The following is a 12032-nucleotide window of genomic DNA, read 5'->3' as shown; positions in this document are numbered from 1 at the left end:
GCGTTGCTCCCCGGAAGTTTATTGTTCTTATGTGTTACCCCTGCCCCGACGGGAAGCTGAAGCTGGCGCGCCGGGCGTCGCCGGAGGCCGGCCAGCGCTGGGTCACGGTTTTGCGTTTGGTGTAGAACCTGACGGCGTCCGGGCCGTAGGCGTGCAGATCGCCAAACAGTGAGCGCTTCCAGCCGCCGAACGAGTGGTAGGCCACCGGCACCGGCAGCGCCACGTTGATCCCCACCATGCCGACCTGAATGCGGCTGGAGAAGTAACGCGCCGCTTCGCCATCGCGGGTGAACAGGCAGGTGCCGTTGCCGTATTCGTGGGCGTCGATCAAGGCCATCGCCTCTTGCAGCGACGCCGCGCGCACCACGCCAAGCACCGGGCCGAAGATCTCTTCCTGATAGATGCGCATGCCGGGCGTCACGCGGTCGAACAGCGTTGGGCCGAGGAAATACCCCTGGCTGGGGCGGCCGTCGGCGCCGATCACGCTCAGTTCGCGGCCGTCCACCAGCAGCTCGGCGCCTTCGGCCACGCCCTGATCGATATAGCCTTTCACCTTCTGATAATGCTGTTGGGTCACCAGCGGCCCCATGTCGTTGCGGTTGTCGCTGCCGGGGCCGACGCGCATGGCGGCCATCTGTTGCCGCAGTTCGGCGATCAGCGCGTCGGCGGTGCCGTCGCCCACCGCCACTACCAGCGGGATGGCCATGCAGCGCTGGCCGCAGGAGCCGAAGGCTGCGCCCATCAGCGCGCCGACCGCGCCGGGGATATCGGCGTCCGGCAGCACCACTGCATGGTTCTTGGCGCCGCCCAGTGCCTGCACCCGTTTGTTCTGCGCGCAGCCGGTGTGATAGATGTGCTCCGCCACCGGCGTCGAGCCGACGAAGCTGATTGCTTTGACGCGTCCGTCATGCAGCAGCGTCTCCACCGCTTCGCGATCGCCGTTGACCACGTTGAGCACCCCCGGCGGCAGCCCGGCTTCCGCCGCCAGCCGCGCGATATACAGCGCGGCGGAAGGGACGCGCTCGGAAGGCTTCAGCACGAAGGTGTTGCCGCAGGCGACCGCCATTGGCCACATCCACAGCGGCACCATCGCCGGGAAGTTGAACGGCGTGATGCCCGCCACCACTCCCAGCGGCTGAAACTCGCTCCAGCTGTCGATGCCTGGGCCGGCCTCTTTGCTGTGTTCGCCCTTCAGCAGTTCCGGCACATAGCCGGCGTATTCGATATTCTCGATGCCGCGCTGCAGTTCGCCCAGGGCGTCGCTGAGCACCTTGCCGTGCTCGGCGGTGATCAACTGGCAGACGGCGTCGGCGTGCTGCTCCAGCAGATCCTTGAGCTTCATCATGATGCGCGCGCGTTTCAGCGGCGGGGTATCGCGCCAGGCGGGATAGGCCTGTTCGGCGGCGGCGATGGCGCGCTCCACCGTGGCGCGGTCGGCCAGCTGCACCTCCTGCGCCGATTGGCCGGTGGCCGGGTCGTAAACCGGCTGGCTGCGTTCGCCGCCGGTGGCGGGCTCGCCGTTGATCCAATGGGTAATGGTCATGATTCTCTCCTTATTCGGTGGCGTTGAGGGCGTCGCCGACGGCGTTGATCAACGCGTCGATCTGCGCCTCGCTGCTGATGAACGGCGGCGCCAACTGCAGGGTGTCACCGCCGTAGCGCACGTAAAATCCGCTTTCCCAGCAGCGCATCGCCGCCTCGAAGGGGCGCCGCGCCGGTTCGCCGGGCCGCGCCGCCAGCGTGATGCCGGCCGCCAGGCCGATATTGCGAATGTCGGCGACGTGTTTGGCTCCTTGCAGGCTGTGCACCGCGCGCTCGAAATAGGGCGCCAGCGCCTGCACGCGCTCCACCATCTGTTCACGCTGCAGGATGTCCAGCGTCGCCAGCGCGACCGCGCAGCTGACCGGATGGGCGGAGTAGGTGTAGCCGTGCGGGAATTCGAGCTGGTAGTCCGGCTCGCCGCCGTTCATGAAGGTGCGGTAGATCTCCGGCCGCACCACCACCGCGCCCATCGGTTGCGCGCCGTTGGTCACCTGTTTGGCGATGTTCATGATGTCCGGCGTGACGCCGAACGCCTCAGCGCCGGTCATCGCGCCGCAGCGGCCGAAGGCGGTGATCACTTCGTCGAAGATCAGCAGAATGTCATGCTGGGTGCAGATCTCGCGCAGGCGCTGCAGATAGCCGACCGGCGGCACGATCACGCCGGCGGAGCCGGAAAACGGTTCGACGATCACCGCGGCGATCGTCGAGGCGTCGCGCAGCGCGATGATGCGGCTGAGCTCATCCGCCAGCTCCGCCCCCTGTTGCGGCATGCCGCGCGAAAAGGCGTTGCCGGCCAGCAGGGTGTGCGGCAGATGGTCCGCCTCGGCGCCGGCGCCGAACGTCTTGCGGTTGCCGGCGATGCCGCCGACCGAGATGCCGCCGAAGTTAACGCCGTGGTAGCCCTTTTCCCGGCCGATAAAGCAGGTTTTGCCCGCCTGGCCTTTGGCGCGCCAGTAAGCGCGCGCCATTTTCAGCGAGGTGTCCGCCGCTTCCGAGCCGGAGCCGGTGAAGAATACGTAATCCAGCCCCGCCGGCGTCAGCGCCTTGATTTTGTTGGCCAGCTCGAACGACAGCGGGTGGCCGAACTGAAACGCCGGCGAGTAATCCAGCGTCGCCAGCTGGCGCTGGGCGGCGTCGGTGATTTCCTGCCGGCCGTGCCCCAATCCGCAGCACCACAATCCGGACAGGCCGTCGAAAATCTTTCTGCCGTCGTGGCTGGTGTAATACGCCCCTGTGGCCTGAGTAATGATGCGCGGCTGCGCTTTAAAATTGCGGTTGCCGGTAAAAGGCATCCAATGGGCTTCTAACCCTGCGGCATCGAGACGATTAAGCGAATAATTTTCAGCGGCCATGTTTTCCTCCGGGCAGGAAAATAAGTGCGATTAATTAAATAAAATGAGTTGTTAACGAATTGTTGTGCGAAATTGACTATGTACCGCTTGTTCTCTACTGTGAATAATCATATGTCGAAACTTACTTAAGGTTTTATGCAAGTAAAAAAGCGCGCGTTGCTGGGACAATTGTCGGATATGGATCTGCGTTTGCTGCGGGTATTCAAGGCCGTGGTCGACTGCGGCGGCATGAGCGCCGCCGAACTGGAGCTGAATATCAGCCTGTCGACCATCAGCAAGCACATCAAGGATCTGGAGCAGCGGCTGGGCCTGACGCTGTGCCAGCGTGGGCGCGAGGGCTTTGCGGTCACCGACGAGGGGCTGTTGATCTACCAGGAAACGGTCAACCTGCTGGCGGCCACCGAGGCGTTCCGGCGCGGGGTGGACGAGGTGCACCAGCGCATGGGCGGGCAGCTGCACGTGGCGATATTCGACCATACGGTCAGCAATCCGCAGGCGCAGATCGGCCGGGCTATCGCGTTATTCAGCGAGCGCGCGCCGGAGGTTTCTTTGCAAATGTATGTGGAGCCGATTAATACCATTGAACGCGGCGTTATTGACGGGCAATTTCAGGTTGGGGTTATTCCCATGCACCGCAGCGCGGAAAGTTTATCTTATCATTCGTTATTCAGTGAGAGGATGTTCTTATATTGCGGCGCGCAGCATGAATTATTTTCCGGCCCCCATGAAACATTAAATTGGGATCTGCTGCACAATTATGCCTTCGCCGGATTAGGCTATCATTCGCCGAATATGGAACTGAGCCTGCAGCAACATTTGCATCGCAAGGCGACGGGGTTTGCGCAGGAGTCGATAGCGACGTTAATTCTGTCCGGCAAATACGTCGGCTTTCTGCCGGATCACTACGCGGCGTTTTTTGTGGCGCAGAACCTGATGCGGGCGATCAAACCGGCGCTGTTCCGCTACCACTGCGAATACTCCAGCGTGCTGCGCCGCTCGCCGGTGCCGCAGCGGGTGGTGAAGCTGTTCCATGAGTGCCTGCTGGCGGCCCACGGAACAGCGTGACGCTTACTGCTCTTTCTTCTTGCCGAAGATTCTGATCAGCGCGCCGACCAGGATGCCGACCGCGATGCCGGCGAAGATCCAGCCGATGATGCCCATTTCCTTACTCCTGCTAGTGCGTTGATCTGATTATATAATCATTCGACGCGAAACGCCTCTTCGATCATCCGTTGCCGCTGCGCCGGCGCATAGTCGATCCAGGAATTCTTGCTGTTGGATTTCTCCAGCGCCACCGCCAATTCCTGGCCAGAAATCGGCAAATCGTCCTGCCAGAACGGCGCGATGGCGTGGCGGGTGATGAAGTCGGTCAGGTAGCTCTCCGGGCTGCCCTGCCAGTGCGGGTACAGTCTGGCAGCCAGCTCGGCCATCAGCGCGCGCTGCTGCGGCTGTTCGCTGGTTTCCAACAGGGCGAGGAACGGCAGCAGCAGGCGACCGCAGACCTGCCCGTGGTGGTAGTCGCGCAGCGCGCCGATCTCGCCGGCGATGCCGTGAATGACCCCCAGCCCGGCGGCGCTCAGCGTCAGCCCCCCGAGGTACGAAGCTTGCATAATCGCTTCGCGCGCCGCATCGCTGCGGTTGAGCGCCGGCCAGGCGGCGAGGAAGTGGCGTATGCCGTTCAGCGACATGTCGCGCGTCATGGCGCCGGCGGTTTTCGACAGATAGGCCTCGAACAGGTGGGTGAAGGCGTCGATGGCGCAGTAGGCCAGCACCTTGTCCGGCGCGCCGGCCAGCAGCTGCGGATCGAGAATGGCGGTGTGCGGCACGAAGTTATTATGGCGCAGCGAGGCTTTCACTTTGCTGACCTGGGTATCGGTGATCACCGCGTTCTGCGTCACCTCGCTGCCGGTGCCGGCGGTGGTGGGAATGGCGATCAGCGGCAGGGTGGCGCCGCTGATTTTGCTGTCGCCCACCTTTTCCATATAGCGCAGCGTCGGCAGCGGGTGCTCCACCAGCGCGGAGAACGCCTTGGCGGCGTCCAGCACGCTGCCGCCGCCGATGGCCACCACGCGCCGCGCCTGGCCGCGCCAGCGCGCCACCCAGGCGTCGATTTCCTGCGGCGACGCCTCGTGGCTGACGATCTCGGTGCCGATGAGCAGCGGCGTCAGCGCTTCGCGCAGGCCGGCGTACACCGGGCCGTTGAGAAAAGAGCGGCAGCTGAACAGCAGCGTCGGCTGCGGATCGGCCAGCAGCAGCAGCGGCAGCTGTTGGATGCTGCCGTGGCCGAACCAGGTCTGGCGGTTGGCGATGATATGGCTGACGGACATGAGGTCTCCTTGACGGCGTTGCGGGGCGCGATGCCACAGCATAAGCCAGCGGGCGCGGAGCGGCCACCGCTTTCCCCGCTGCGGCAACCTGTGAGTTGTTTAACATGTAAACGATCTCGTTCTTGCATTTCGGCGCGCCGGATGCTTTTTTTAACAGTACCGGCCGTCGTGCGGCCAACCCCATCCGAAATCGGTAGATTGTTAATGTATTAATAATGGCGAGGCGGGTATGGATATTCAGGTTGAACGCTTGTCTACGGTGATCGATGCGGTGGCCAGTCCGCGCTTTTATCCCAGCCTGTTGAATTGGCTGGAAGGGTTTTTCGCCTTCGACAACGCCATCGTCTATGCCTTCGAACGCGGCCGGCCGCCGCGCTGCCTGATCAAAACCGAGCGGGAAAACAGCGATGCGGTTAACCAGATCTACCAACAGGGCGCCTACCTGCAGGATCCGTTTTACCGCGCGCTGAACGACGGCGGCGAAGGCGAGGTGCTGACGCTGCGCCAGCTGGCGCCCTGCGGGTTTTATCACAGCGACTATTACCGTAACTTTTATCGCAAGACCGGCTGGCACGACGAGGCCGGCGTGCTGCTGCAATTGACGCCGGAGCGCGGGCTGGGGGTATTTTTCGGCTCGGCGCGCCGCACGGTGGCGGTGCGTTACCCGCAGCGGGCGGATCTGCGCAGCGCGCTGACGCTGGTAAAAAGCGTGGCGCGGCTGCACGGCGAAGTGGTGGCGGCACCGGCCGAGGCCGACACGGAGAACCACGACGGCGCGCAGGCGCGCTATCTGTTGACGCCGCGCGAGCGCGAGATCGTCGATCTGATCCTCGCCGGCTGCGGTTCGCAGCAGATCGCCGACCGGCTGTTCATCAGCCTCGGCACGGTAAAAAATCACCGCAAGAACATCTACGGCAAGCTGAACATCGGCTCGCAGGCCGAACTGTTCAGCCTGCTGCTGACCGCCCCGCAGCGGCGCAGCGCGTGAATGTTAATTTTTTGTAGCGAATGTCCCTAAGGGGACATAGCGGACAATCCCACGGCTCCCGATAATCCGATGTCATGGCATAGGCAATCGGGAGTGCGGCAGTGAACAACGAAATCGAGTCCTTAACCTACTACGCGGCGACCAAAAAATACGATCTGCGCTTCCCGACGCTGGAAGAGGATCTGGACGTCGACGTGGTGATCATCGGTGGCGGCTTCTCCGGCATCAACACCGCGCTGGAGCTGGCGGAGAAGGGCATCACCAACATCGCCATCCTCGAAGGCCGCTATCTGGGCTACGGCGGCACCGGGCGCAACGGCGGCCAGGTGATGGCCGGCATCGGCCACGATCTGGAGAAGATCAAACGCCACGTCGGCCCGGCCGGGCTGGAAACCATCTTCAAGATCAGCAACCTCGGCGCCGGCATTATCCGCGAGCGCATCAAGAAATATGACATCGACGCCGATTTCTGTTTCGGCTACGGCTATCTCGGCAGCAACGCGCGTCAGGAGAAGACCCTGCGCGGCTGGCTGAAGGAGTTCAGGGCGGTGGCGCCGGACGAAGAGATCGAGCTCTACACCGGCGCGGAGGTGAAGCAGGTGGTGGGCTCCGACGCCTACACCTGCGCGCTGAAACACATGGGCGGCGGCCACGTGCATTCGCTCAACCTGCTGCTGGGCGAGGCCAAGGCGCTGAGCGGCTACGGGGTGAAAATCTTCGAAAACAGCAGCGTGCTCAACGTGGAGTACGGGCCGCGCATCACGGTGCGCACCGCCATGGGCTCGGTGCGCGCCAACAAGATGCTGTGGGCCTGCAACGGCTTCCTCAACGGCATGGAACCGCAGATCTACCGCAAGACTATCAATACCTACGCCTTCCAGCTGGCCACCGAGCCGCTGTCTGACGATCTGATCCGTCAGATCAGCCCGATCCGCGGCGCCTACAGCGACATCCGCCCGGTGATCGACTATTACCGGGTAACCAACGAAAACCGGCTGCTGTTCGGCAGCGCCACTCGCCTGATCGAATATTTCCCGTCGGATCTCAAGGCCTGGAACCGCAACCTGATGCTGAAGGTGTTCCCGTACCTGAAAGACGTGAAGATCGATCTGGCCTGGGGCGGCCCGCTGTGCTGCAGCGCCAACCTGTTCCCGCAGATCGGCACGCTGCCGGATCGCGACAACGTGTTTTACGTGCAGGGCTACTCCGGCTTCGGCGTGACGCCGAGCCACATCGTGTGCAAGGTGCTGGCGGAGGGCATGAGCGAAGGATCCGATCGTTACGATCTGATGAGCTCGATCCCGCACGTCAACATCTTCGGCAAAGACAAGCTGCGGCGGGTGATGACCACCGCCGGTAAGGTTTGGCACCAGACATCCGGCTACTGGAAAGGCCGCCGTTAATCCTCAGAGGAGAATGACATGAAACCGTTACTGCTTAAACAACCGCTGCCGGAACTGCTGGAGATCGGCAGCGTCAGCAACCTGGGCGCCACGGTGATCGCCGGCACGCCAAACGTCGGCGTGGCCAGCATCTTCGGCGAACCGACCGACAACCTGAACTGCGGCGTGTTCAGCTGCACCCGCGGCAGCTTCGTGATGGAGTACCCGTTCGCCGAGCACGCCACGGTGTGGGAAGGCAGCGCCACCCTGACCAACGAACGCACCGGCGAGTCGGTGCAGTATCAGGCCGGCGATTCCTGGTTCGTCGAGAAAGGCACCCCGGTGCGTTGGGACATCACCTCGGATCGCTTCGTCAAACACTACCTCGCCATCGTCGAGGGCTGACGCCGTCATGCCCCCCTCAGCAGGCTGAATGCCGAGGGGGAGCGCCTTAACCTAACGCCCGCGCAATAAAGTCGGTTACCCGCTTGAGGATCTGATCCTTATTGGTTTCGTTAAAGCTCTCGTGCCGCCCGCCCGCATTGATCATCCGTTCGAAATCGTCGCCCCGCAGGCGATCGAGCGCGGTTTGCGTTTCGCTCATCAGCACCAGCCGATCGTCGTCGCCGTGGATCCATAGCGTAGGCAGCGCGCCGAACCCCGGCCCGGCGTTGATGGCGGCGAGGATCCGCTGCATGGCGCGCAGAGTGGGGCGTTTGAACGGCCCGTGCCACACCAGCGGATCTTCCTGATAGGCCGCGCCAACCGCCGGATCGCGCGCCAGGGTGGCGGTATCCAGCGGCGCGTCGGGGATCGTCGGCAACTCGGCCAGATCGGAAATCGCCGTTCTGTCGCCGAGCAGCGGGCCGGACAGCACCAATGCGCGCACCTCCTCGCCATAACGCTGCACGTAACGGGTGGCGATCATGCCGCCCATCGAGTGGCCGATCACCACCAGCGGCAGCGTCGGATACTGTTGGCGAAGATGCTCGACCACGCGCTGAACGTCGTCGACCACGGCGTCATAATCCTCGATCAGCACGCGCTCGCCCTGCGACAGACCGTGGCCGAGATGGTCGGGGCCGAACACCCGCGCCCCCTGCGCCTGCAGCGTGCGCGCCACGTATTGATAGCGGCCGAGATGCTCGCCGTAGCCGTGCACCAGCAGCGCCAGATAGCGCGGCTTGTCGTTTCCCCAGTCGTGCACGGCGATGTCGCCGTGGCGGCCTTTGATAAAGCTGACGGTTTGTTCGGACATGTTATTGTTCTCATGGTGGTAGGGTTGCCCTTCAGCGTAGCGGCTGGCGGCGAGCTTGTCAGGGGCGCCGGATGCGGCGCCCGCAGAGAGGGGATTACAGGCCGAACTGGCGCGCCAGTTCGTCGAGCGCTTCGCGCTGGAAGCGATTGAAGGCGTCGCGCGGCTGCTGTTGCTGGATGAACTCTAGCAGCGGATCCTGCACTTCCGTGCGCACGCCGCTCAGCTGCTCCATCACCGCCAGCCCGCAGAACGGCACGTAGGATTCGGCGTAGCCGCCTTCATGCACCATCACCAGCTTGCCGCCGCACAGCCGGTCGGCGGCGTCTTGCACCAGCGCGGTCATGGCGCGGAAGCTGTCGCTGTGCAGCTGCATGCGCGCCAGCGGATCGAGCGCGTTGGCATCGTAGCCGCAGGCGACGATGATCAGTTCCGGCTCGAATTTTTCCAGCGACGGAATAATGATGCGCCGCATCGCGTGCAGGTAGCCGTCGTCGCCGGCGCCGGCCAGCATCGGCACGTTGACATTGCAGCCTGCCCCGGCGCCTTCGCCGCGATCCTGTTCGCCGGAATAGCCCGCCGGGAAGCAGCCGTCCTGATGCAGCGACAGCGTCAGCACGTCGCCGCGCTGCCAATAGATATGCTGGGTGCCGTTGCCGTGGTGCACGTCCCAGTCGAGCACCGCCACCTTGCCGAGGCCGTAGCGGGCCTTGGCGCGCTCGATGGCGATGGGAATATTGGCCAGGAAGCAGAAGCCCATCGATTGATCCGGCAGGCAGTGGTGGCCCGGCGGGCGCGACAGCGCATAGGCGTTATCCAGCTCGCCCTGCAGCACCGCCTCCACCGCCGCGCAGGCCAGCCCTGCGGAGAGTTTGGCGATTTCATAGCTGCCCGCCCCCAGCGGCGCCTCCTCCCCCAGCAGGCCGCCGCCGCTGTCGCTCACCTGTTTGAAGCGCTGCAGGTAGTGGGCGGGGTGGATGCGCAGCAGGTCTTCTTCCGTCGCCGGTTCGGCGCTCAGCAGGGTGAGTTGGCGCGACAGGCCGGACACGTCCATCAGGTTCTTCATGCGCCGCTTGGTTTCCGGCGATTCGGCGTGGCCGGCGCCGGAAGGCGGTTGCACCCAGCCGCCGACCGGCAGGGTGGTGGCGTGCAGGCCGGTGCTGTGCCAGAAACAGCGTTCGTCAAACAAGAAACCGGTTGTTCTTTTCACCTTTCTCCTCCTGTTATACGGCGCGGTGCGCGCGGTGAAGCCAGCGAAATCAACAGCAGCGACAGCAGCGCGCAGCCCAGCGCGCCGAACAGCAAGGCGTTGAAACCGCCGGAATATTCGATTAAAGAGCCGGCCAGCGTCGGGCCGATGGCCATGCCGCCGCCGATCACCAGGTTGATGCCGTTCATCAGCTTGCCGTCGTTATCCAGCCCGGCGACCCGCGCCAGAATGAATGGCAGCACGAAGGTCCAGGTGAATTTGAACAGCAGGGCCGCCAGGGCGAAGCGCAGCAGCAGGGGTTGGCCTGTCAGCAGCGCCACGCTGGCCAGCAGCAGGGCGTACCCCAGCACGATCAGGCGCCCGCCGCTGAAGCGCGCGCCGATCAGCGCCGCGGCGCCGGCGCCGACGATGCCGAGCAAGGTGGCGACGGCCAGCACCTGGCCGCTGTGGGCCGGCGACAGCCCGGCGCCGGCGGCAATGCCGCCGATAAAGGTCCAGACCGCGCTCAGGCTGATGTAAAAGGTCAGCACCGCCAGCACGGCGCACAGCTTGCGCGCCAGCGAGGCGGCGGGGCCGCTGCGGGCGGCGCGGGCGGCGGTAAAACCGTTGGGGAACGCCGGGATGAGCGGCAGGCAGCACAGCATGATGGCCGCCAAAATCAGGTAGACCGCCATCAGACCGAAGTGCGCGAACAGCGGCGGCAGCACCAGCAGCCCGACCGCGCCCAGCACCAGCTGGCCGAGCACCCAAAAGGCATACACCCGGCTGGGATTGGCGGTGCCGGCGGCGCAGGTGATGCACAGGATCATCAGGGTGCCGCCCGCCAGCGAGGCGATAAAGCGCAGCGGCAGCAGCAGGGTGAAATCCTGCACCAGCGCCGAAGCCAGGTTGCCGGCGATAAACACCAGCGCCGACAGCGTAGCGACCCGCCGCCAGTTGATGCGCCCGATCCACCACCACGCCGGCAGCGTGGCCAGGCTCATGGCGCCGAGTTCGGTGGAGAACAGGTGGCCGATCTGCGCCGGGCCGAGCTGCCACTGAGTCGCGAGCTGGGCGGCCACGGCGGGGGCGGTCATCAGAATGCCCGGCGCGATGGCGGCGAAGACGATAATGGCGGTCAGCAGCCGCGGCGGGCAGGGGAGCGCCGCGCCGACGGCGGGCGCGGAAACCGAATCACTGGACATAAACCTTTTCCCCAAGCGTTGAGTGACGATGAAATATCCCGCCCGGCCCGATTGCGGGCAGGGGGAGGCCGCGCCATAAATGGCGAATATGTTCTGGCGTTATTTTCCGGCCGTCGGCAGCGGCGGCCGTTATCGGGTGTTAACCGTGAGCGAGAAAACCGCCGGCGACCAGTTCGGTGCGGTTCACCACGTCGGTTTTGGCGAAAATATTGCGCATATGGGTTTTCACCGTAGACAGCGAAATGCCCAGCTTCAGGGCGATGCGCTTATTGCTGGCGCCTTCGCGCACCATGTTGACGATCTCTTGCTCTTTGGCGGTCAGCAGCTGCGCCTCGCTGTCGGGCAGCAGATCGCGCGTCGCCAGCTCGATCAGCGGCAGCACCGCGCGCAGGCGGCCGCGCTCCACTTCGGTAAACGGCGTATCGCGGATCAGCGACACCCCGGCGACGATGCGCTTACGCTGGCGAATAAAAATCTCCGTCATGTCGCGCATGTCGTTCGGCAGCATAAAGTCGTGGTAATAGCGGCGGTTGCCGGCGATCGCCGCCGGGCTCATGCCGACCATGGTGATGTCTTGCCGATGAAAATTGGCCGGCTGCAGCGGGTCAATTTGCTGGAAGTGGTTCAGGTACTGCTGATGCGTTTTATCGGGCATGCCGTGCAGGATGTAGTGATCCGGCCGCAGGTTGCGATCGACCAGATAAAACACCCCGGCAGACACCGGGATCAGGTGCGTAATGGTCGCCAAACAGCTGTTGATAAAGGCATCGGATGCGGTGCTGTGCATGATTC

The 12032-nt window shown here is 64.0% G+C and carries 11 protein-coding genes; 4 read left to right on the top strand and 7 right to left on the bottom strand.

All coding sequences use genetic code 11. The features are described 5' to 3' along the window. Nucleotides 1–34 precede the first annotated feature (34 nt). Entirely contained in the window at nucleotides 35–1543 is a 1509-nt protein-coding gene (locus ACMGF7_RS05060; protein WP_164095934.1) for a CoA-acylating methylmalonate-semialdehyde dehydrogenase, read from the bottom strand. Nucleotides 1544–1553: 10 nt separating this feature from the next. Continuing rightward, a complete protein-coding gene (locus ACMGF7_RS05055) occupies nucleotides 1554–2894 on the bottom strand; it encodes an aspartate aminotransferase family protein (protein ID WP_049239745.1) in 1341 nt (446 codons plus the stop codon). 135 nt (nucleotides 2895–3029) lie between these two features. Here ACMGF7_RS05055 and ACMGF7_RS05050 point away from each other — a divergent pair, with 135 nt between their 5' ends. Then, a complete protein-coding gene (locus tag ACMGF7_RS05050; RefSeq protein ID WP_021505270.1) occupies nucleotides 3030–3959 on the top strand; it encodes a LysR family transcriptional regulator in 930 nt (309 codons plus the stop codon). Nucleotides 3960–4093: 134 nt separating this feature from the next. Here ACMGF7_RS05050 and ACMGF7_RS05045 read toward each other — a convergent pair whose 3' ends face one another. Further along, nucleotides 4094–5221 carry an iron-containing alcohol dehydrogenase gene (locus ACMGF7_RS05045; protein WP_420286368.1) on the bottom strand — a complete coding sequence of 376 codons (1128 nt, stop codon included), beginning with the start codon at nucleotides 5219–5221 and terminating at the stop codon, nucleotides 4094–4096. Nucleotides 5222–5450: 229 nt separating this feature from the next. On the opposite strand from ACMGF7_RS05045, the gene ACMGF7_RS05040 reads away from it, so the two are divergent. The 3 genes from ACMGF7_RS05040 to ACMGF7_RS05030 all read left to right on the top strand — a co-directional run bounded on the left by ACMGF7_RS05040 (nucleotide 5451) and on the right by ACMGF7_RS05030 (nucleotide 7996). Further along, on the top strand, nucleotides 5451–6209 hold the full coding sequence (locus ACMGF7_RS05040; protein WP_049239747.1) for a helix-turn-helix transcriptional regulator: 759 nt from the start codon (nucleotides 5451–5453) through the stop codon (nucleotides 6207–6209). 101 nt (nucleotides 6210–6310) lie between these two features. Further along, entirely contained in the window at nucleotides 6311–7612 is a 1302-nt protein-coding gene (locus ACMGF7_RS05035) for an NAD(P)/FAD-dependent oxidoreductase (RefSeq protein ID WP_046898054.1), read from the top strand. An 18-nt stretch (nucleotides 7613–7630) separates the two neighbouring features. Then, nucleotides 7631–7996 (top strand): cupin domain-containing protein, encoded by a 366-nt coding sequence (locus ACMGF7_RS05030; RefSeq protein ID WP_015376517.1) that lies wholly within the window; start codon nucleotides 7631–7633, stop codon nucleotides 7994–7996. 46 nt (nucleotides 7997–8042) lie between these two features. Here the strand turns inward: ACMGF7_RS05030 and ACMGF7_RS05025 are convergent, their stop codons facing one another. The 4 genes from ACMGF7_RS05025 to ACMGF7_RS05010 form a co-directional block, all read right to left on the bottom strand. Beyond that, nucleotides 8043–8849, bottom strand: a complete 807-nt coding sequence (locus ACMGF7_RS05025; protein WP_049239749.1) for an alpha/beta hydrolase — start codon at nucleotides 8847–8849, stop codon at nucleotides 8043–8045. A gap of 94 nt (nucleotides 8850–8943) precedes the next feature. Next, entirely contained in the window at nucleotides 8944–10056 is a 1113-nt protein-coding gene (locus ACMGF7_RS05020) for a class II histone deacetylase (protein WP_049239750.1), read from the bottom strand. Next, nucleotides 10053–11240: an MFS transporter gene (locus ACMGF7_RS05015; protein ID WP_015376520.1), complete on the bottom strand. Its 1188-nt coding sequence runs from the start codon at nucleotides 11238–11240 to the stop codon at nucleotides 10053–10055. The genes ACMGF7_RS05020 and ACMGF7_RS05015 overlap by 4 nt, the downstream gene beginning before the upstream one ends. Before the next feature lie 139 nt (nucleotides 11241–11379). Further along, the gene (locus tag ACMGF7_RS05010; protein ID WP_049239751.1) at nucleotides 11380–12027 is read right to left on the bottom strand and encodes a helix-turn-helix transcriptional regulator; all 648 of its coding nucleotides are present in this window, start codon (nucleotides 12025–12027) and stop codon (nucleotides 11380–11382) included. Nucleotides 12028–12032: the final 5 nt, after the last annotated feature.

Source organism: Serratia sp. BNK-17, assembly GCF_048684935.1.
Lineage (GTDB): Bacteria > Pseudomonadota > Gammaproteobacteria > Enterobacterales > Enterobacteriaceae > Serratia > Serratia nematodiphila.
Note: the sequence above shows the minus strand (reverse complement) of the source record. Positions and strands in the feature narration are given on the sequence as shown.